The organism is Paenibacillus alginolyticus DSM 5050 = NBRC 15375, assembly GCF_000422905.1.
In the GTDB taxonomy this organism is placed as follows: Bacteria; Bacillota; Bacilli; order Paenibacillales; family NBRC-103111; genus Paenibacillus_E; species Paenibacillus_E alginolyticus.
In genome coordinates, this window is sequence record NZ_AUGY01000095.1 from 1 (window position 1) to 20,684 (window position 20,684).

At 48.2% G+C, this 20,684-nt stretch carries 17 protein-coding genes; 9 read left to right on the forward strand and 8 right to left on the reverse strand.

The window, feature by feature from the left end; all coding sequences use genetic code 11:
* Positions 1–186 precede the first annotated feature (186 nt).
* The 3 genes from G519_RS0130885 to G519_RS0130895 all read right to left on the reverse strand — a co-directional run bounded on the left by G519_RS0130885 (position 187) and on the right by G519_RS0130895 (position 2,268).
* Positions 187–1,023 (reverse strand): sulfurtransferase, encoded by an 837-nt coding sequence (locus G519_RS0130885; RefSeq protein ID WP_029197945.1) that lies wholly within the window; start codon positions 1,021–1,023, stop codon positions 187–189.
* A gap of 30 nt (positions 1,024–1,053) precedes the next feature.
* On the reverse strand, positions 1,054–1,527 hold the full coding sequence (locus tag G519_RS0130890) for a GNAT family N-acetyltransferase (RefSeq protein ID WP_029197946.1): 474 nt from the start codon (positions 1,525–1,527) through the stop codon (positions 1,054–1,056).
* 81 nt (positions 1,528–1,608) lie between these two features.
* Positions 1,609–2,268: a hypothetical protein gene (locus G519_RS0130895; RefSeq protein ID WP_029197947.1), complete on the reverse strand. Its 660-nt coding sequence runs from the start codon at positions 2,266–2,268 to the stop codon at positions 1,609–1,611.
* A gap of 27 nt (positions 2,269–2,295) precedes the next feature.
* On the opposite strand from G519_RS0130895, the gene G519_RS0130900 reads away from it, so the two are divergent.
* Complete coding sequence (locus G519_RS0130900) at positions 2,296–2,820, forward strand: GNAT family N-acetyltransferase (protein ID WP_051253845.1); 525 nt, start codon at positions 2,296–2,298, stop codon at positions 2,818–2,820.
* Here G519_RS0130900 and G519_RS0130905 read toward each other — a convergent pair.
* From G519_RS0130905 to G519_RS0130915, 3 genes are read right to left on the reverse strand one after another with little or no spacing between them, the layout of a single operon-like run.
* Entirely contained in the window at positions 2,809–3,120 is a 312-nt protein-coding gene (locus G519_RS0130905; RefSeq protein ID WP_029197949.1) for a 4a-hydroxytetrahydrobiopterin dehydratase, read from the reverse strand. The genes G519_RS0130900 and G519_RS0130905 overlap by 12 nt on opposite strands.
* Before the next feature lie 19 nt (positions 3,121–3,139).
* A complete protein-coding gene (recQ, locus tag G519_RS0130910; RefSeq protein WP_029197950.1) occupies positions 3,140–4,948 on the reverse strand; it encodes a DNA helicase RecQ in 1,809 nt (602 codons plus the stop codon).
* 39 nt (positions 4,949–4,987) lie between these two features.
* The gene (locus G519_RS0130915) at positions 4,988–5,281 is read right to left on the reverse strand and encodes a hypothetical protein (RefSeq protein WP_029197951.1); all 294 of its coding nucleotides are present in this window, start codon (positions 5,279–5,281) and stop codon (positions 4,988–4,990) included.
* A 213-nt stretch (positions 5,282–5,494) separates the two neighbouring features.
* On the opposite strand from G519_RS0130915, the gene G519_RS0130920 reads away from it, so the two are divergent.
* Together G519_RS0130920 and G519_RS0130925 are read left to right on the forward strand one after the other, a co-directional pair.
* Complete coding sequence (locus tag G519_RS0130920) at positions 5,495–7,093, forward strand: SWIM zinc finger family protein (RefSeq protein WP_029197952.1); 1,599 nt, start codon at positions 5,495–5,497, stop codon at positions 7,091–7,093.
* Positions 7,081–9,957, forward strand: a complete 2,877-nt coding sequence (locus tag G519_RS0130925) for a DEAD/DEAH box helicase (protein WP_174806677.1) — start codon at positions 7,081–7,083, stop codon at positions 9,955–9,957. Before G519_RS0130920 ends, G519_RS0130925 begins: the two co-directional genes overlap by 13 nt.
* A 1,073-nt stretch (positions 9,958–11,030) precedes the next feature.
* On the opposite strand, the gene G519_RS45370 is transcribed toward G519_RS0130925, so the two are convergent.
* The gene (locus tag G519_RS45370; protein WP_051253842.1) at positions 11,031–12,218 is read right to left on the reverse strand and encodes an EAL domain-containing protein; all 1,188 of its coding nucleotides are present in this window, start codon (positions 12,216–12,218) and stop codon (positions 11,031–11,033) included.
* A 205-nt stretch (positions 12,219–12,423) separates the two neighbouring features.
* Between G519_RS45370 and G519_RS0130945 the strand changes: the two genes are divergently transcribed.
* From G519_RS0130945 to pyrH, 3 genes are all read left to right on the forward strand, one after another.
* On the forward strand, positions 12,424–15,306 hold the full coding sequence (locus G519_RS0130945; RefSeq protein ID WP_029197954.1) for an ATP-binding protein: 2,883 nt from the start codon (positions 12,424–12,426) through the stop codon (positions 15,304–15,306).
* 176 nt (positions 15,307–15,482) lie between these two features.
* On the forward strand, positions 15,483–16,808 hold the full coding sequence (locus G519_RS0130950) for an MFS transporter (RefSeq protein WP_036634403.1): 1,326 nt from the start codon (positions 15,483–15,485) through the stop codon (positions 16,806–16,808).
* 290 nt (positions 16,809–17,098) lie between these two features.
* Entirely contained in the window at positions 17,099–17,833 is a 735-nt protein-coding gene (pyrH, locus tag G519_RS0130955) for a UMP kinase (protein ID WP_029197956.1), read from the forward strand.
* A gap of 640 nt (positions 17,834–18,473) precedes the next feature.
* Here pyrH and G519_RS0130960 read toward each other — a convergent pair.
* Positions 18,474–19,361, reverse strand: a complete 888-nt coding sequence (locus G519_RS0130960) for a GNAT family N-acetyltransferase (RefSeq protein WP_029197957.1) — start codon at positions 19,359–19,361, stop codon at positions 18,474–18,476.
* A 167-nt stretch (positions 19,362–19,528) separates the two neighbouring features.
* Between G519_RS0130960 and sigY the strand changes: the two genes are divergently transcribed.
* From sigY to G519_RS0130975, 3 genes are read left to right on the forward strand one after another with little or no spacing between them, the layout of a single operon-like run.
* Positions 19,529–20,053, forward strand: coding sequence for an RNA polymerase sigma factor SigY (sigY, locus tag G519_RS0130965; RefSeq protein WP_029197958.1), 525 nt, complete (start codon positions 19,529–19,531; stop codon positions 20,051–20,053).
* Entirely contained in the window at positions 20,054–20,449 is a 396-nt protein-coding gene (locus tag G519_RS0130970; protein WP_029197959.1) for a YxlC family protein, read from the forward strand.
* Positions 20,442–20,663 (forward strand): hypothetical protein, encoded by a 222-nt coding sequence (locus G519_RS0130975; RefSeq protein WP_029197960.1) that lies wholly within the window; start codon positions 20,442–20,444, stop codon positions 20,661–20,663. Before G519_RS0130970 ends, G519_RS0130975 begins: the two co-directional genes overlap by 8 nt.
* The last annotated feature ends 21 nt before the right edge of the window (positions 20,664–20,684 follow it).

The window sequence follows — 20,684 nt, forward strand, 5'->3', positions numbered from 1 at the left end:
GAAGCTCGTCGACAGTGTCTGAGAGGTCGGAAATCGACTTCTCAGCTGACCGTCATGCGATTCCGTACTGTGAAAGCGCGGTAAACGCGCTTTAATTTCCTATACAACGAAAAAGAGCCGCAACAGCCCACCTCTCGGCAACCTGTCACAGCCCTCAAACCCGCGTACGACGCGGCTTCCCAGTTCTTACTCTTCACCCTTCGCAATCGGGTTGTCCTCATACGAAATCCAGTCGCTCCAGCTTCCGCTATAGAGCTTCACATTATCGAAGCCCGCTTCGCTAAGGCCCAGCACGTTCGGGCAAGCCGTCACGCCGGAGCCGCAATAGACGATGATTTCATCGGCATCGCGCAGCGCGGCAAAGTGCTGTTCCTGCTCCGCGGCTGACAACCAAGCGCCGTTCTCACCGAGAACGCCTTTCCAGAAGAAGCTGCGCGCGCCCGGGATGTGGCCGGCCACCGCATCGATCGGCTCTTCCAAGCCGAGGTAGCGGCGCTCCTCGCGCGAGTCAACGAGCACGGTGCCCGGACGGCCGAGCTTGTCCTTGACCTCGTCCATGCTCGCGAGCATAGCGCGATGCACCTTCGGTGAGAAGGTCCGCGGGAACACAGCGGACACTTCATCGGTAACCGGGTAGCCAGCAGCTTTCCATGCTGAATACCCTTGGTCTAATACATATACCTCGGAGTGGCCGAGGAATTTCAGCATCCACCATAGCCGCGAAGCCATGGCTCCGCCTTGATCGTCGTAGGCCACGACGGTCTTCGTACCATCGATCCCGAGGTTGCCCACGAGGATAGAGAAGGCACCTAGATCAGGGAGCGGATGCCGGCCTCCGTGCGCCATTTTGGCACCGGAGAGGTCTTTCTCCAAGTCTACATACACAGCTCCTGTTATATGGTCTTTCTCATAATTCTGTCTGCCTGATTCTGGTTGTCCTAGCGCAAAGCGGCAATCCGCAATCACGATGTTCGCATCGCCAAGCTGATCTAGCAGCCAAGTCTGACTTACGATATTTTCCACAGGTTCATGCCACCATCCTTCGTCGTTCGATTAATCGCCCATTCCACTCGTCGGATTAGCGGAGTATGTCTGCCAATCACTGCGATCTCCACCCATTTTATCGTAAAATGCTTGGGCGCGGAAGTTATCTTTGGCCGTTGTCCACGTTAAATTGGCATATCCATTTCTCGCGGCGTAGCCTTTGCAAGCAGCAAATAGTTTCGCTGCCGCACCCTGACCACGTTCAGCCTCGATGACGTATAAGTCGTTCATAATGGCTATCTTGGAAGCACGCAAGGTGCTGAAGGTAAAATATAAGGTCGCAAAGCCGACCAACGTCCCCTCTTCCGTCTCCGCTACGAATTGAATACCTTCTTTCTGCTCAAGCAGCAGGTGAATCAATCCGTTCAATTTCTCATCCTCGGGTTGTCGATACTGGTAGAAGTCCACGATATAAGCGAGCATTAAGGTTTTCAACTGCGGAATATCTTGCATTACCGCTTCACGAATCGTAACTTGGGTCATTTAAGGTGACCTCCTATTCCTATTAAGTCTATATACTCATTGTACCCCAAATCTTACCTTTATGATGAAAAGTAATCTCGGTTACATTTCTTCCATTTCCTTCCGATACAGGAGATAAATGATCCATCCTAATAGGAGGCATAAGCCTGCTGCAAAATAGAATATGGACGTAATTTTCAACGCAACCCCATAATAAGCCAATGAGAACAGGACAAATGCGAACAGAAACACATGCAGCAGGACATTTTTTTGTGGAAGCCACGCACTTTTGGAGCTTAACTCAATTCGAACGGTAAAACCTAGGCGCTTCTTAACTAGAACCAAAGCCGTGAGGTATGTAAGCAATGCGGCCACTATTTTCAAAGCACGATAAGAGGAATCAAGCCCCTCAAAATAAGCAGCAATTGAAATATGGGTAATGAGCGGCATGATAAATAGAACAATGGCCAAATAAATCGTATAGCCAAGAGAACCGAGAAACGCTACCATGAGCGCATGCAGCTTTCGCACACGAAATATATAGTGAATAAAAACCGCTTCCGTTACAATAATGAGCATAGGTTCCAAGCTCTGCGCCCACGGCTGGGATAAAAACAATCGAAATAAGCAAGAAATAACGAAGGAAGCAAGCAGCACAAGCGGCCATTTTGTTTTTACCGAGATCCGGAATAAGGTTAGTCCCAACACGAGCATAGAAAATAGAGTTATTGTGCCAATTGGAATATGACTATACCAATCCATTTGAACCTCCAACCAATAGATGAAAGGATGATAACTACGAACAAGAAGATACATGCAAGCTTACCATGGCGCGTCGTTCCCCTAACAGAAGCGAATTGCCATGAACTTTGCACTTGGAGGTATTCGCCTCCATACGATTTATACAATTGGTCTCCGTGGGAGAATATGCTTCAAGATCAAGCTGAATTCGCTGACCCGCAAATTCGGGCTGAGCAGTATCGAGCTGTCTTGGATGAAGACGGACTTTTATCTGGGTTCGTTCAATTCTTCCCCATCGTCGGGGTGACACGCTTAGGACTAGGACTTCGACCGGATCTCTGCGGGAAAGGGAGCGGAATCGGCACCCAATTCGTCCAACTTCTTGTTCAAGAAGCCCAGCGCCGGATGCCTCAGCAGGAGATTGATCTAGAAGTTCTTGTCTGGAATAAACGTGCGATTCAGACGTACGAGAGAGCTGGTTTTATAATTACAGACACGTATGATAAGTGGACCCCCACTGGAATAGCTGACTTTCACTGCATGGTATATAACGGACCGAGCTTAATCCGGTGATCTATTTCCAGCAGCAATGTCAGTATAAGCCTGATCAAATTTAGCAGCAGATTCGAAATCCAAATAGGTTAAGCCGCCTGCATGCCATGACGTAAGTCGCAGCGTGACCATCTTATAGTCGATGGCGATCATCGGGTGATGGTTAACGGCTTCTGCTATGCTGGCGACTTTATTCACGAATTCTATGCCCTGCATAAATGACGCAAAGCGATATTTACGCACAATCCATTTGTGATCGTCTGTCGTCCAGCCCGTCACCTCCGCAAGCTTCTGATCGATGTCAGTGTTCCCAAGCTTCACCTATCACCACTCCTCTGATTTAATCAAAATCATAGGCGACCGCACCTAATTCGCCCTCTCCCGCATACGTGCGAAGGAGGTCCAGGAACGGCTTCCCGTAGTTTCGGTATTTCACCTCGCCGACACCTTTGATTCGCAGCATGGCGGATTCCGATGTCGGACAAATCTCACTCATTTCACGCAGCGTGCTGTCCGCGAAAATAATATACGGCGGCACCTTCTCGCGTGCAGCAATTTCCCGACGAAGCAGGCGAAGCTGCTCGAACAAGGTGTTATCGATAGCGGCAGCCTTAACCTGCTGCTTACGCACCTTCTGGTATACTTGCAGCTTCCCTTGAAGCACTTCTGCTGCAGGCTGCAGCAGCTTCACGACCGGATATTGACCATCCGATAGCTGCAAATACCCTTCTGAAATCAGTACGTTGATCAGATCCGAAATCTCTTTCTCCGGCAGATCTCGCATTATGCCATGGGTCGGCAGACGATCGAAGCGATAGTCGACAATCTTCTTGGCCTTCGAGCCTTTGAGCACGGAGGCGACCATTGAGATGCCGAAACGTTCCCCCATCCTGCGGATGCAGGAGAAAATCTTCTGCGCTTCGACGGTGATATCCACCGTATCGCGATCATCTTTGCAAGAACTGCAATTGCCGCAAGTATCTTTAATATTCGTTTCATCAAAATAGTGCAGAATGACGTTCCGCAAGCAGCGTGGCGAATAGCAAAAGTCGATCATCGTCTGCAGCTTTTTGTACTCATTCGCTTTACGTTCTGGCGAGAGCTGATTCTGTTCAATCAAAAACTTTTGCGTCATAATATCCTGCGCACTGAACAGCAGAATGCACTCACTCGGCTCTCCATCTCGACCGGCACGACCGGCTTCTTGGTAGTATGCCTCCATATTTTTCGGCATATTGTAGTGAATAACATAACGGACATTGGACTTATCAATGCCCATCCCAAAAGCGTTCGTCGCGATCATCACGCGAATGTCATCATATAGAAACGCCTCCTGCATGTAGGAGCGTTCCTCGTCGGTTAAACCTGCGTGATACTTCCCTGCGGCGAAGCCTTTTTTGCGTAACGTTTCATACAGCTCTTCCACATCCTTACGCGTAGCGGCATAAATAATACCAGGCTGATGCGTATGTTCCTTCACATAATTCTGAATGTAATCCCGTTTATTCTCACCGCGAAGAATCGTCAATTCCAGATTATCCCGTGAAAACCCATTGACGAATATGCCCGCTTGATCCAAATCAAGCAGTCTCGCAATATCGGCTGTGACCTCGGCGGTAGCTGTAGCTGTGAAGGCTGCGACAATCGGACGATTGGGCAGTTCGCGAATGAACGGAGCAATCGACACATAGCTCGGACGGAAATCATGCCCCCATTGCGACACGCAGTGCGCTTCATCAATAGCCACAAGCGGAAGATTCAGTGCAGACATTCGAGCACGAAATCGTTCCGACTCCAGCCGCTCGGGCGCGATATAGAGCAGTTTATATTTGCCCTGCATGGCTCCTTGCATCCGCTGTTCCACTTCTTTGGCTTCCAGCGTACTGTTAATGAAAGTTGCCGGTACACCAAGCACTTGAAGCGCATCCACTTGGTCCTTCATCAAGGAGATCAGCGGTGAAATAACCAACGTCACTCCCTCCATGAGCATGGCAGGAACCTGATAACAGATCGATTTACCTCCGCCCGTCGGCATAATGCCTAGCGTATCTCGACCTTCAAGCAGATTCGTAATGATATTCTTCTGGCCCTCGCGAAATTCCGGGTACCCATAAACTTGTTGTAAGACCTTTCTTGCTCCATCCAGCATAACTTCCATACACCTTTCTATATCACACTTCTGCCTGATTTATACCAAATAGATGACGGAAACCAACTTTTCCCCGTCATGAACCTTCAGCACATGATTATTCGGATCATGGCGAACGGAGCCCGCTCCTATCTGCATCACAGGCGCATTTCCTAATCCGTAAAAAATATCGTCAGCCAGCGTTCGCAGGCATTCTTCCTGTTCGTCCTTATCAAGCTCCCTCCAGTCGTCTGCACTCATTTCCAACAGCTCATAAAATCCATCAACCAGTTCAATGCCACGCACGAAATCAGTGACAATATCCTTATATTCTCTGCCAAATTTAATACCCACCCGCGCAGTCTCCCTTCAAAAGCATTTCATATAGCTTCACTTTATCATATTATAGGCAGGAATGCAGAGTTAACACCTATTAACTCGATGAGAACTTATTTTCGGATGTGTAAAAAAATACCCTTTGGCATAAACTGTGGAAATGGGCAATTTCGGGAAAAATCTGTTACTATGGAAGAAGGAATGTACCGCTCGGAGGGTAGGAAAGCACACATGCTGAAACTGCAGATTCCCAAAAATCGAATGAACTACCTAATCAAGCAAATCCCGCTTCATTTCGACGCCGTCGTTCTGGAACAGGGCTGGGAGTATTACCATAAAGGTCGTGTGACCGAAGTCGATCTGAAAGGCTTGAACGTTCAGGCGACCGTCGCAGGCAAAAAAATACTGAGCACCATGCTGAATTTAGAAAATTTCGCCTCTAGTGAGTGCAACTGCTCCTATGGAGGCTTTTGTAAACATATCGGTGCCACTTTCTTCAGCTTGTATGCACCTTATGGACGTCCGGAACTGCTGCTTCAACAGTTAAAACAACAAATACACACAAGGAAAAAACCCGCACGCGGGGCAACCTTGATTCAGGAACGCAAAGCTGCTGCGGCCGCACAGGCCAACGTGCCTCTTGAAGAGGCCATGCCTGTAGATTGGCATCGCTTTTTTGAAGGGAAGTTCCATGGATTCTCCATTTCTCACCAGCACTCGATCGAAACCTTCTACGACTCCGCACTGGAGTCCTTGCCTGGCTATGCGGCAGATTGGAGAAGTTCAACCCGCGAGCTCTACATGTTCCATATCGTGCTTTTCATGATGCGGAAAATCGAACAATTTTATCAAGAAACGAAAAGCTCCTACTTGTCTTATTATCACGAGAACGGCTGCAAAATTGCCGCGAAAAATTGTGAGGATAAGCTGGTTGAATTCGTGGAACGTACGGATGTGAATACCTCTTTCGAGGCGGAACCCAAACACTGGCTAACCACTATGAAAATGCTCGGAGAATTCGCTCTGCAGGGCAAAGATAGTCCGATTGATTGGCTGTTTGTTTACCGCTTCATTTGGTGGAAGCTGACGAATCATGCTGCGGCACAAAAAGAGGAAATTCAGCGTCTCGACGCACTTCTCACGAAGAAGGACATGTTAGCTCGGAAGAAGGATACACTTCTTGCGGCAAGAGCGCATTTTGATATCATGCAGGGGGATACGGCTAGCGCCTTTGAGCGTCTTGGACAGCTCACTCATCCGGGCGCGAAGGATTACTTCCTTTACCTGAACTATTATTACAACGATAAACAGTGGGACAACATGCTTGTTTGGCTGCGTTGGCTGTTCACCTCGATTGCGAATGCAAATCATGATGATTTCCGGACCTTTTGCCAATATTGGCTCGATACGACCAAGCATCTAGAATCCGATAGCGAATGGGTACAGGTGATGGAGTCCCTGCTGCCTCGTTCCTACTACTATTACACGGCCTATTTATTGCAAACGAAACGGTATCGGCAGTGGGTGGACTTACAATTAGCGAACCGCATATCACCGCTGAGCTTATATGGCATGGAGCTTAAAGCGATTGAAGAGCATGATTCGGCTTTACTCCTCCCCCTCTATCACCAAGCGGCCGAACGGGCTGTTCTGGAGAAAAATAGGGCTTCCTATAAGACGGCTGTTCGACTGCTTAAGAAGCTGCACAGCATCTATAAACAATTAGGCCAGGACGACCGCTGGGAGCATTATGTATATCGACTAGCGGATAAATTCTCACGCTTGCGTGCTTTCCAAGAAGAGCTCAAGAAAGGAAAATGGATTCGATGATCGAAACCAGCGCGCTGACAGTTCACGTTAGCTCCATACCTAATGGTTCTTTATTTCTATGGGGTACCCGCGAGAACGGCGGCATTTGGGATGCTCTTGATTTAAAAAATATGCTGTTTGCTTGGCATCGCGCCTCTTTTTTCGGCACGTTCATGGAGCCCAGCGAGTGGCACAATCGGGAAGGCATCGAGCTGCAACCGCTCGATGCGCTCGATTATTTCAGCGATCCGCAGCCTGTACAGCATCTACAGCTTAGCTGGCATAAGGACTGTGCGGATTTAATGCGCCTTGCTCCGGCTGTTCGAGAGGCGCTCTCGTCCGGTCGTTTCATGCCGGACTATGAAAAGTGGAAAGCCGGCGAGATCGGCTGGAAGCTCCAGCTTCCTGAGGAACTTCAGGCTTTGGAATCACCGGCCGTATCCCGCTGGATTCATGCGTTGATTCCTGAGTGGGTGGACGCCGATGGCCTCATGAAAGACAATCTGCGCAAGCTCGAAGCGGCGCACCCTCTAATGCGCCGCGGTGAGATCGGCGCTGATCTATGGCTCGACGAGGAGGATTGGCTCGTCGCCATTGGTTGGCGCCAAGACCGGTCGCCTATGCGCACCTGTCTGCAGCTCGTGGAGCCGGACCTGGCGCACGGCGCGGGCTGGCAGCTGCGCGTGCTGCTGCAGGACCGGCTTGCGCCGGAGGTGCTGCGCACGGTGACGCCCAGCGGCGAGCCGGTCGGGGGTGAGCTGCCGCTGCCGGAGGCGTGGCTGCCAGAGCTTGGCCGCGTAGAACGTGACGCGGCGAAGTGGGTACGCATCCTGCCGTGGCTGGATGCGGGCGAAGGTGCTGGGCTCCGTCAGACGTTGACGGAGGAAGAGGCTTGGCGCTTCCTCGCAGAGGGAAGCGTGCGGCTTGTTGAAGCAGGGACGAGTGTGTTCCTGCCAGCCTGGTGGGAGCGCATCCGCAAGATGAAGCCGAAGCTGCGCGCGAAGATCAAGTCTTCCGTCGGTTCTGGACGGGAGACGATGTTCGGGCTGACCCAGCTGATGCAGTTCGACTGGAAGCTGGCTGTGGGAGATTTGGAGCTGACGGAAGAGGAATTCCGGCAGCTTCTGGAGGAGAAGCGCAAGCTGATCCAGATTCGCGGCAACTGGATTCAGCTCGACCCGCTCTTCATGGCGCAGGTCGAGCAGATTATGAAGCAGGTGCAGAAGAAGCAGGGCCTCTCCTTCCGCGACGTGCTGGAGCTTCACTTCGCAGGCGATGCCGGCGGGCTGCTGCCGGCTGAGGATGACCCCGATGCAATGCGCTACATCGAGATGGAGGTAGAGCTGAACGAACAGCTGCGCCACATGGTCGATCAACTCACGCAGGCGGAGTCAATTCCGACGATACAGCCGCCGCCTAGCTTTCAAGGATCGCTGCGCCACTATCAAGTGGACGGTATCTCATGGCTGTTGTTCCTGCGCCGTTTCGGCCTAGGCGGCTGCTTGGCCGATGACATGGGGCTCGGAAAGACGATCCAATGGATTACCTATTTACTTACGGTGAAAGAAAATGAGAAACCTGACACACCTTCCCTTTTGGTATGTCCGACGTCTGTGCTTGGGAACTGGCAGATGGAGCTTAAGCGTTTTGCGCCGTCGCTGAAGGTTCATCTTCACTATGGCCCGCAACGATTGAAGGGACCTGCTTTTAATGAAGAAGTCGTGGGCAAGGTGGATTTGGTTTTGACATCCTATACGCTTTCCCATCTGGATGAGGTTGAGCTGGGCTCTATAGCCTGGAACTCCATCTGTTTGGACGAAGCCCAAAATATAAAAAATGCTTATACGAAGCAAGCTTCCGCTATTCGCCGACTCGATGGTTACCATCGCATTGCGTTAACGGGAACACCGATTGAGAATCGGCTCACGGAGCTATGGTCGATCTTTGATTTTGCGAACCCGGGCTATCTGGGTACGGTTCGCGAGTTCACTCATCGCTATGTGAATGCCATTGAGAAGACGCGCGATAGTGAGACGATCGGCAAGGTACAGAAGCTGATCCGACCTTTCCTGCTGCGCCGCGAGAAGAAAGATCCCGCGATTCAACTGGATCTGCCGGAGAAGAACGAGTCGAAGACATTCATTTCACTTACCGCCGAGCAGGGCTCGCTGTATGAGAACTACATCCAAGACATGTTCGATCGTCTGGATAAGCTCTCGGCTATGGAGCGGCGAGGTCTCATTCTCGCCGCGCTGACGAAGCTGAAACAGGTGTGTAATCACCCTGCTTTGCTGCTCAAAGAAGGCATCCACGCGCCTTGGAGCGGACGCTCCAACAAGCTGGAGCGCCTGCTTGAGATGGTGCAGGAGCTGCGCCAAGAGGGCGACAAATGCTTGATTTTCACGCAGTTTGTGGAGACGGGCAACTTGCTCCAGCATGTGCTGCAGCAGGAGCTTGGCGAGAAAGTGCTGTTCCTGCACGGCGGAACACCGAAGAATGGGCGCGATGAGATGATCGCGCACTTCCAAGACGTTAGCCAGCCGGTCGACGAACAGCGGAATGTGTTCATTCTTTCGCTGAAGGCCGGCGGCATCGGGCTCAACCTGACAGCGGCGAACCATGTGTTCCACTACGATCGCTGGTGGAATCCCGCCGTCGAGAATCAAGCGACGGATCGCGCCTTCCGTATCGGCCAGACGCGCCATGTGCAGGTGCACAAGTTCGTGACGCTGGGCACGCTGGAGGAGCGCATCGATGAGATGATCGAGCGCAAGCTGGGCCTCAGCCAACAGATCGTCGGCTCCGGCGAGAACTGGATCACCGAGCTGTCGACCGACGAGCTGCGCGATCTGTTCTCGCTGCGCCGCGAATGGGTCGAGGCTTAGTGATTGGGGGTTCCGGGTTCCATGCTCGGGGCTCGTGTTCGCGGTTTGGGGTTTGGAGTTTGGGGTTCCGGATCCGAGCTTCTGGCCGCGGGCTTGGATTCGCGCTTGGATTAGAGTTCGGTCTTAGGCTCACGACGTCGCATATATACATTTTCAGTCAAAAAATCCTGCATAGTCATATGCAGGATTTCTTTTTTACGCGTATATTCGACTCCAATGAACGAATTTAACCTCTAATTATCAAAGCTATATTGCCCTTCACCCAATTTGATGCAAATTGTGCATCTCTTTCAGCAGATAACCAGGGTTTGCAAGGGTTTTGCTGCAAAAACTACAGCAAATTCGACGCATACAGCCCAATTTGAGCCAAAACACGGATATTTGATGCACAAAATACATCTTCTCATCCAAAAAATAAAAATTCCCCCATCATTTGATGCACTTTTTGCATGTTCTTTTTACAACATCCTGTTGCCACCCAGCCTGCCAATATTAACTCGTTCGCGGAGTTTTAGATTACTTGGAGTAGCTAATTCTTTAAGTTTGGGCTTGGGGCTGAGTTGGGTTTGGGCTTGGGCTTGGGTTCGGGTTTGGGGTTGGGTTTGGGGTTGGGCTTGGGGTTGGGTTTGGGTTTGGGTTTGGGTTTGGGCTTGGGGTTGGGTTGGGGTTTGAGTTTGGGTTTGGGTTTGAGTTTGAGTTTGGGTTTGAGTTTGGGTTCGGGTTTGGGGTTGGGTTTGGGGTTGGGTTTGGGGTTGGGTTTGGGGTTGGGGTTGGGTTTGGCTGGGACTGATACGGCCCTGGCCCTGGCTCTGGCTCTCGTTCTGGCTGATCTAGCTCTAGCTCTAGTTCCAGCTCATGGAGCTGCGTGAGTCTGGTTCTCGAATATCTGACGGATAAGATTCTTACTTCAACACAAAAAAGGCCACCTGGGGTAACCTCTCCCAATACACTCGCTTGCAACATACTTTCTGTTACGCACTCTTATCAACGTACCATCTCTATCCATCTCTCTTTCAATCTCTTTCAATCTCTCTCAATTTCTCTCTCAATCTCTCTCCATCTCTATCAATCTCTCAAATCATCAAATCCCCAAACAAATAAAAGCCCTCTCCCAACGCACAGGAATAAGTCTGGATCTCATACGAGGTATCCAAATCTGTATACGCTTGCGATAGGATCCCTTGTTTTTGCAGGTTCATCATCATGATGTTGGAGATGAAATAGGGTCTCCATGTCCAGTTTGCCCCGCGATAGCTCTCGTCTTTGCTCCATGCTTCGTCTTTGCGGCTGTAGTTGGACGAGATTTGATAGCCGTCCTCACGACATATGTACATACGTATACAGTTTTCCGACACGTTGCTAATGATATTTTCAATGACTCGATCTGCCTCTTCTGCTGTTGATATACAGACTGAAGAATGGATAAGCAAATCTAGACTTTGATGAATGGTCAAAAGGCGGCTATAGCGCCCAAATTCCTCTTGACCAAAGAGTTTCATTTCCTCTTTCAGCATGGACTTGAAGGCATCTCGGCGCTGCAATTGCGGTTCAGCTTTGGAGAAGAGATAGCCTTGCACATATCTTGCTCCGACTTGAAGAGCACTGTGCAGCTCCTGCTTCGTTTCCACCCCTTCGACGAGCAGGGAGGCTCCCATTTGAGCCGCTAGAATGGAAAAGGATTGCATCAGCGCCTTGTAGCCGGCGTGGATGACGCTTTTTTTCAAAATATTAAGATCGATCTTCAATATCTTCGGTTGCAGACTAGCGATTCGGTCGAAATTGCTAAACCCGCTGCCCACATCGTCAATGGCAATCGTACAGCCGAATTCTCGATATAATTCTACAATTTGCGTCAGCTCATGAAGTTTCCCCGTGAATTCCTCTTCGGTTATTTCGATCACGATACGCGCTGGATTTATTTGATATTTCCTTAATAGCTCGATAGTCGGCAGCACACCTGTGCGCTTATAGGTCTGATAGATCCATGAAGGCTTTAAGTTGATGAATAAGGAACTCTCATCTTGAGCCGAAGCTAGCCGTTCAATCGCCACCTCCCTCAAATGCCGATCAATATGAAGCTGCATGTCTTCGGGAATGTCAGGATTTTTGAAAAAAGGCCCTAAACTTTCGACATTACCCTCCCGAATTCGTCTTCCTAGCGTTTCGTAGCCGATGATTTCTTGGCTCTGAAGGGAGAGTATCGGTTGGAAGAATGAACGTACTTCGTGTAGTAGCGGAATCCTGCTGTCTTTTACCTGCACGGTGCGCCCTCCTCAAGCAAACTTCGATGATCTTAAAACTTAACATCAATCGTGTAATGAATCATATTTTAAACGACAATTCCCTATCTTGCAATGCATTGATGAAAGAAAACATAACATGATCGTTTTTAAAAGGAATTTGTTGGCTCCTGTCGAATTTTTATTACATCCTTTCATCCTATTAGAATCTAGGTGACCGTTTGCTATGAAGTCATTCACGAGATCTCGGATCTCCAAGCTATACGTTGTTTTAATCGTCGTTTTACTAGTTTTTGTGAGTGTATCCAATTTTATCGCTTCTCGAAATATGGAAACGGAAAGCGATGCTATCGTGCACGATTCCATTCCGATTTCAAACACAACGAACAGCCTGCTTAAAGATTTAATTAACCAAGAAACGGGTATCCGCGGTTTTCAATTATCAGGGAATGAGCAATTCCTGGAGCCCTATACGTCTGGTAAAAAGCAGCTGGAACTGGATTTGAGCACGATCAGCCAATACGATAAAAAGTACCCCACTTTGCAGCTTATTATGGACACGCAAGCCATACCAGCCATTAATAATTTACAAAAGTTCTTTGACACACAATTGGAGTTGGTTCGTGCTGATAAATTAGATGAGGCGAAAGCTCGTATAGCGTCCGGCAAAACGATGATGGATCGCTACCGAGTTGTTCATACAAGCATCGAGAAGACCATAGACCAAATCACGTCAGATGCCTATACAGCTTCCCTTCAAGCCGGTAAAACCTCCCGTATGATTACAATGGTCGGCAGTATTATTGCCTTAATTGCAGGTGGTATGTCCATTTTCATTTCCTATCGAGCCTATCATGCTGAGGAAGAGATTCGTAGAAGCGAGGAAACATATCGCTATATGGCTGAGAGCTTGGAGACCCAAAATGAGGAGATTATGGCCCAGCAGGAAGAGCAGCAGCTCACACTCGCGAAGCTATCCGAACGAGAAAGGGATTTGGAACTTATCTCATCCTATCAGGAGAAGCTTACAGGCTATGTGAAGTTGAAAGATTTCTTGAAACATACGTTGCCAGCCCTGCTCAATTCGTTGTCCCAAGATGCGGCTTTGGTCGTCATGGAACGTCACGCAGAGGACTCTACTTCTTATGAAGTCATTCATTCCATTGGTTATCCGAAAGAACATATTAATTTGAATCAGAGAGAGCTTTTTGGACCGGCTAGGCGTGTTTTCGACGAAGGGACACCTATTGTTCATACAAGAGATGTATCAGGTCACGAGCAAGGTGTCCACGGGGGAATGACACGAGCTGTCGATCAATATGTTCCTCTCTTGGACGATAAACAGAAGGTTATTGGCTTTTTGCTGCTTACGAGCTATCAAAGCTCCCTCTTTCAAGAAAATAATGAACGATTGACCAAAGGATTAGTTCGTCAGTTCGGTCTTGCCTTCTACGCGCAGGTTATGAACGATGAGAGGCTGGGGCAAGCAGCCAGCTTAGCAGAGCTGAATGATCAATTAACAACTGAGAAGCAGCTCATCGAAGGGCAGCGCGATCTGATTCAAAATATTTTGGAATCCGCACATGAAGGCATGATGATGTGTGATTCGCAAGGTACCATCCTTTTCTCCAATCATCGAATGCATCGGTATTTCAGTTTAAATGAACACATAGGCGAGAACCTGGTTGATAACAGTCACGAAATAGCTGCCGATTCGCCAAGCTTCATTGGTGTCGCCTCATCCATTGAAGCGTTGATTGATGGCTCACTGTCAAATCTCACTCAACGTTTTAGTTTCGAGTTTGAGGACCAAATCCAACACGCGGAGCTATATGCGACCGTAGTCAGCGAAGATACCGAACAGCAAGGCTACTTATTCGTATTCCGTGATCGCACCGAAGAAGAGCGAATTGACGAAATGAAGAGTGAATTCATTAGTATTGTATCTCACGAGCTGCGAACTCCCCTTGCCAGTGTTCTTGGCTTTATCGAGATCTTGCTGCATCGGGATCTTTCACAAGAGAAACAAAAGAAATATATGGAAACCATTTATAAAGAAGCACATCGCTTATCGAATTTAATCAACGATTTCCTTGATTTACAGCGGATGGAGTCAGGTCGACAACTGTATCATTTCTCTCCAGTCAATCTGCTGCCTACTTTGCAAGAGATCGTCGAGCAGTGGCAGGATAAGCATAGCCATCGTATTCTCATTCATCAGCAAGAAACGGAACTATATGTGAGAGCCGATGCAGACCGTATTCGTCAAGTATTCGACAACCTGATCAGCAATGCGATTAAGTATTCGCCAGGAGCAGATCACATTGATATTCACCTAACTGTCGACCAAGGTAAAATCATCATAGCGATTCAGGATTACGGACTCGGCATCCCAGAGGAAGCCCGTGACCAAATGTTCTCCAAGTTCTTTCGTGTCGATAACTCCGACCGACGTCAGATTGGGGGTACCGGCTTAGGTCTCGCTATTGTGAAAGAGATTGTTGAAGGACACAACGGACATATCTCCTACACCTCCGAAATGGGACAAGGTACGACATTCCGAATCGAGTTCGATCTATATGAGATTTCTAATATGGATGGTCAAATTGTTATTTTCGAGGATGACGATAATCTGGCCAAATTAATTCAAGTTGCGCTGAACAAGTTAGGGCTCCCCTCCATGCAGCTTCGTTCGGCCGAAGAGGGCATTATCGCGCTGAATCGCTGTAAAGGCGAGGGACCGATTCTGTTCATCGTCGATATTCATCTAGAAGGTGCCAAGACAGGTTGGGATTTCATCGCTGAATTGTACCGTCACCCGGTGCACTATCAGACCCCTGTTATCGTTTCAACAGCGCTCGATCCACCTCATGATTATCACGAGAAAGAGATTGAGAAATATCTCAAAAAGCCGTTCACAATGGAACGTCTTGTCCAGGTGGCGAAACGTCTCCTCGATAATAAGCAAAGTAATGCGTACGTTTTCCCCGCCCAAAATAAAGAGAACCTCACAACCACCTTACAGCGAAACGGTATTGATGTGCTTGAGATGAAAGAAAGCATCGATATGATCGAGGTCGAAATCAAGAAGCCCCAATCGAATACCTAACGCACCGAAGAGAGCCTTCGGTTAGACATTCCATACAACTTTTGCGGCATTCCCTCTCTCTCCTTCTAATTTGATTAGGGGGAGCGTTTTTTTATTGTAAAGACAGAGGGATTTCCCGGCCTTGTAGCCAATATACTAGAGAAATACCATTTGATGAGAGGAAAGGTGTGACCCTAGTGGCAAAGCTTGAATCCGCTTCCAACAAGGTGCAAGCACGTAAAGTTTGGACCCTGTTCTTCTCCTTGCCGATATTCGCTTGGGCGATGTACGATTTCACGAACACGATTTTTTCCTCCAATATCGTGACTGTGTTTTATCCATTTTATTTAAAAGAAACGTTAGGCAAGAGCGAAGAATTGAATCAGATTGCCAGCACTTTCATCACTTACTCCAATGCGATATCCAGTTTTTTCCTCGTGTTGTTGTCTCCCTTATTCGGGGTATGGATTGACCGGACGGGCAAAAAGAAGGCTTACCTTGTCCCCTTCACGCTTATTGCTATCGCGGCGACTCTGCTCATGGGCGCTTCGGCCTTTTGGCACACCGATCAGCAGTGGTTGGGACTCAACACCTCCTTACTAGGCGTAATTTTCTTCTTTATGGTCGCCAAATTCTTTTACAATTCAAGCTTAATCTTCTACGATTCAATGATTTCGGATCTGGGTAATGCTCGTGAAATTCCCGTTATTTCTGGAGTTGGCGTAGCGGTTGGTTATGTCGGCACATTAGTTGGACTTGTCGTGTTCCCATTGATCAATGGCAATCATTTTGAAAATACGTTCATCCCTAGCGCGCTCATGTTTCTGATCTTCTCTTTACCTATTATGTTATTTTACAAAGAGAAGCCTCAGAAGTCCGTCAGCGGGAAAAAGTCGCTCCTCAGCGGGTACCGTGAGATCTGGGTTACGTTCAAAGAAGCAAGAAAGTACCGAGCTGCCTTCTTGTTCATGATCGCCTACTTCTTCTTTAACGATGCGATTGCTACAGCGATTGCCGTTATGGCCATTTATGCGAATACGGTTATGGGCTTCACCACGGGGCAATTCATTCTGCTCTACCTCGTTTCGACGGTATCGAGCATCATCGGATCGTTCCTTTTCGGCTATGTGACCAGAAGTATCGGCCCCAAAAGAGCGGTGACCATCGTCGCCTTCATCCTTATTATTGCGATCTCCTTAGCGGCATTTGCAACTAGTCAGAGCATATTCTGGGTTGCCGGCAGCTTGTATGGGGTATCTATGGGCGCTATGTGGGTCACTTCCCGGACACTGATTGTTGAGCTAACGCCGGAAGAGAAACGCGGTCAATTCTTCGGATTGTTCGCCTTCTCGGGTAAAGTATCCTCGATCGTTGGACCCGCTCTTTATGGATCGATTACCTGGGCGCTAGCGTCATCTGGCAACCTAGCCAGCCGCGTAGCCTTAGGCTCTCTCTTAATCCTAGTCGTAATTGGTCTGCTCGTTCATATGCGCGTGCCGCAGAAATTGCATTCCTCCTCTTGATTCGTGTACAATAACTTTTAATGAGAAAAACGTTTATCGACGTACATTCAAGGATGAGCGACCGCGTTAAGCGGAAGTTTTTATCGCCAATAAGATAGCGGTTTTCGGGAATCGAAAACTTATACTTTCTTATGTGGATATAGACGGAAGGTGTGTGAGGCGTATGAAGGGTCCAGTTGATATTAGAAACGTGGTCTTTTCCTATTTCTCATTCATGGAACACTAAAGCATTCATTGCTTTAGTGTTTTTTTATGGGTACAAATTTTCTCATCTGGGAGGAGAGATGGATATGCGGTACAAGAGGGTCTTAATTAAACTTAGTGGCGGAGCTGTGGCTGGAGATAGTGAGTTTGGCTTCGATCCAACGCAGCTTAATCACATTGCCAATGAGATTATGACCGTTGTTAATCTAGGTGTGGAAGTGTGCATCGTGATCGGCGGAGGCAATATATTTCGCGGGAATATGGGCGAGAGCTGGGGAATTGAGAAGGCCGAAGCTGATAATATCGGGACGCTAGCTACCGTCATCAACAGCTTGATGCTGCGCGGTGTTCTTAAAGCGAAGAGCGAAGCTGAAGTTCGCGTCATGACAGCGATTCCGATCGCTTCTGTGGCGGAGCCTTTCATCCGTCTGAGGGCCATTCATCACTTGGAAAAAGGGTACATCGTTATTTTCGCTGGCGGCAATGGGCAGCCTTTTGTCACCACCGATTATCCATCGGTCCAAAGAGCCATTGAAGTCAACTGTGAAGCGATTCTCGTCGCGAAGCAGGGGGTTGACGGTGTTTTCGACAAAGATCCGAAGCACCATAAGGAAGCTCTTCAGTACAAATCACTCCACTATAACGACGTTATCCAAAATGATCTCAAGGTCATGGATCAGTCTGCCTTCATTCTAGCGCGTGATTATCATATCCCCATGCATGTTTTCAATTTCGATAAGCCTGGCTCCATGAAAGAGATTTGTGAAGGCCAGAATACAGGCACAATCATTAGCGGTTCATCCGAACTCATTTTTCATTAAAAAAGCGCTCAGAGGGTGCTCTGTTGTTAAGCTTAACCAAAGCTAGCTTGAATGCTGTTGATAGAGACTGTCTATTCATTGTGATGCTTTAAAACTGGTAGTCATAACTTTAAACCTCCATTTTAGAGTCGTTTAGCAGCTTGGTTAGGTAGATGGGCTATAGCTATTACGAATGTTGTAATTTTTACAACAATTCACATGCCCAAAGGCTATTTTGTACGTTAGAGTTGTAGTTTGTACAACAATTCGAACCCATTTGTCGTGAAATCATCTATATTGGGCTAAATTGCTGTACATAATGCAACATCGAGGGGAAAAAGGCGGGATTTAGGCAGAATTGTTGTATTTTCTACAACATCATTCTGTTGAGATGATAAATTCATTCGAACCCCACCCCCTCGAAACCCCCATTATTTTCCATGTGGAATTCTAAACCTTTTTTATCAATGGATTATAAAAGCAAAAAGACCCGAGAGGTTTTTTCAAAGCGTCCTTCTTTCGGGCGCTTTTTTCGAGTTCTTCTTTCGGGTCCTTCTTTCAGATTCTTCTTTCCAGCACTTCTTTCGGGTCCTTCTTCAGTCGCTAAGTTCGGGCTACAGCTCATGGCAGCCGCTCTATCCTTTTCCTTGATGGGGACGTTTTAGCTAAGTAAAAGTACGTAATAGTCATTCGCATTCTTCGTTTTGAAGCCACATGATTCGTATAAGTCAAGCGCCTTCTCGTTCTCAACGGAGACCTCCAGCTTAATGGAACTAGTATGATCTTGCTGCTTTAATTCCGTTATCGTTTGACTCAAAATACGCCGCCCATAGCCTTTGCCACGATACGCCGGCACTACACAAAAACCATAGATGAATCCACTCTCTTCCGCTTCGACCATGGCTCCAATCTTCCCAATAGGCTCTCTCTTCTCTCCAAGCTCAGCAATCCACGTCCGCTCTTTATCGCCGGTAATGGTTTGGGTGACATACTCTCTCGTGTCGTTCTCCGACATGTTGAACCCTGACATATTGAGCGTAACCAACAATTCCGTATCCTGAACATCCGCCAAACGAATGGCAATATTATCATCTAAATCTTGCGGAGTCTCTTCTGCTTGCTCTTGAAGCTCCATGACATATTCAGAAAAACTGTAGGTTGCGCCTAGTTTCGTAAGAAAAGCTTTGCCGCCCTCCGACCCGCGCTCATTAATGAAAATCAGCTTCGGAACTTCCCTGCGCCGACACTCCGCTATCGCATTTTGAACCAATTGGTCAAAAATACCTTGGCGCCGCGCCTCTGGATGCACCATCCCGCTAATCTCTACTTCCGTCGACATAAAGCTATATATGGCCAAAAAGCCGACAATACGGTCATTTTGGTAAAATAAAAAGTCATTCGTCACGCCAGACGGCCGGTCCGATAATGTGCTCCAATTCAGTTTAATCTCGATATGGTCATGGCTATTACAAACTTCCCAAAGCTTCCGAACTTCCTCCAGCTCTTGCGGTGACAGCCCTGCTCTTGGTAATATGCCTTGTTTCAACATGTTTGCCCTCCATCATTCTAATGATCTTATCTGATGCCATTATACATGTCGGAACTATGGCGTGGTAAGCTAATAAATAATTTTACATAAATTTTCGTGATCTTTGAACGATATAATGGAGCTGTTCGTACTATCAATGAATTCAGGCAGAGAGGATGTTCATTCACTTGGAAGAGCACGAATTAATTCGTCAGGCCATACAGGGAGACAATGCCGCTCTGTCCTTGCTGCTGCAGCAGCACTATGCTTTTGTTTACAAGTATTTGTTGAAAATAACGCTGGACTCACATATGTCGGAAGATATTGCCCAAGAGACGATGGTCAAGTGCATAGAGAAGATCAGACTGTACAATGGACGACAATCGAAGTTTTCATCTTGGCTGATCACGATTGCCACGAACCTGTTCTTGGATCAGGCACGGCGAAAAAAGCGGGAAAAGCTCTGGCAACAACAAGAGCAAGATCAATCGCTGCGCCGGATGCAGTGGCAAGCCGGACAACAAAATGAGAACTGGCCTGAGGTGCTGAACGCACTATCCGAGCTTCAACAGGAGGCCCGTATTCCAGTAATTCTCAAGCATTACTACGGTTACACCTATGAAGAAATCGGTCACATGCTGGAGATTGCTGAAGGTACCGTCAAATCCAGAGTGCATCATGCACTTAAACAATTGCGAAAGGAGCTGGCGTAGATGGAACCGGAGGATCCGAAGAAAAGAGAAGTTTCAAAACAGGACGGAAGCAAGAATCGGGATGACGGCCAAAGATATCAAGGTCCAGTGGGTCTGGATGAGATGACAGCACAACAGCTGCAAGAAGGGCTTCAAAGGCTCGATGAACTCTTTCCGGCTTTCACGCCAAGCCCCTCTTGGTTTGATCAGCAAATCGTTGAAACACAAAGCAAACAGCGTTCAAAGCTCTGGAGAGACTTGCTCATATTGTGGATAGCCGCTCTACTGCTGCTCTCCCTCTTATATGCAATGATGCATGCACAGCCGGTTGTTTTCATCACTTTTCAAGTTCTCGCTGTTGTAGCACCTCTGGTCTGGCTTCTCGTTCGCAAACAGGAGGAACACCACTATGAATGATCCAAAATGGGAAAAACTGCCCCTCTGGGCATGGATATGTCTCTCCCTTCTTCTACTCGCGCAAAGCACATGGCTGTTCCTGGATGCACGCAAGCGCAACGCGAAATATCCATGGTTCTGGGGCATCTGGGGCTTGATTCAAGCGCCAGCTCCTTCCATCGTGTACTTGTTCGCTATTCGTAAAATTCACCGTATCTGGTCACGCAAAAAGTAATCGTGCAAGGATGTGAACTGA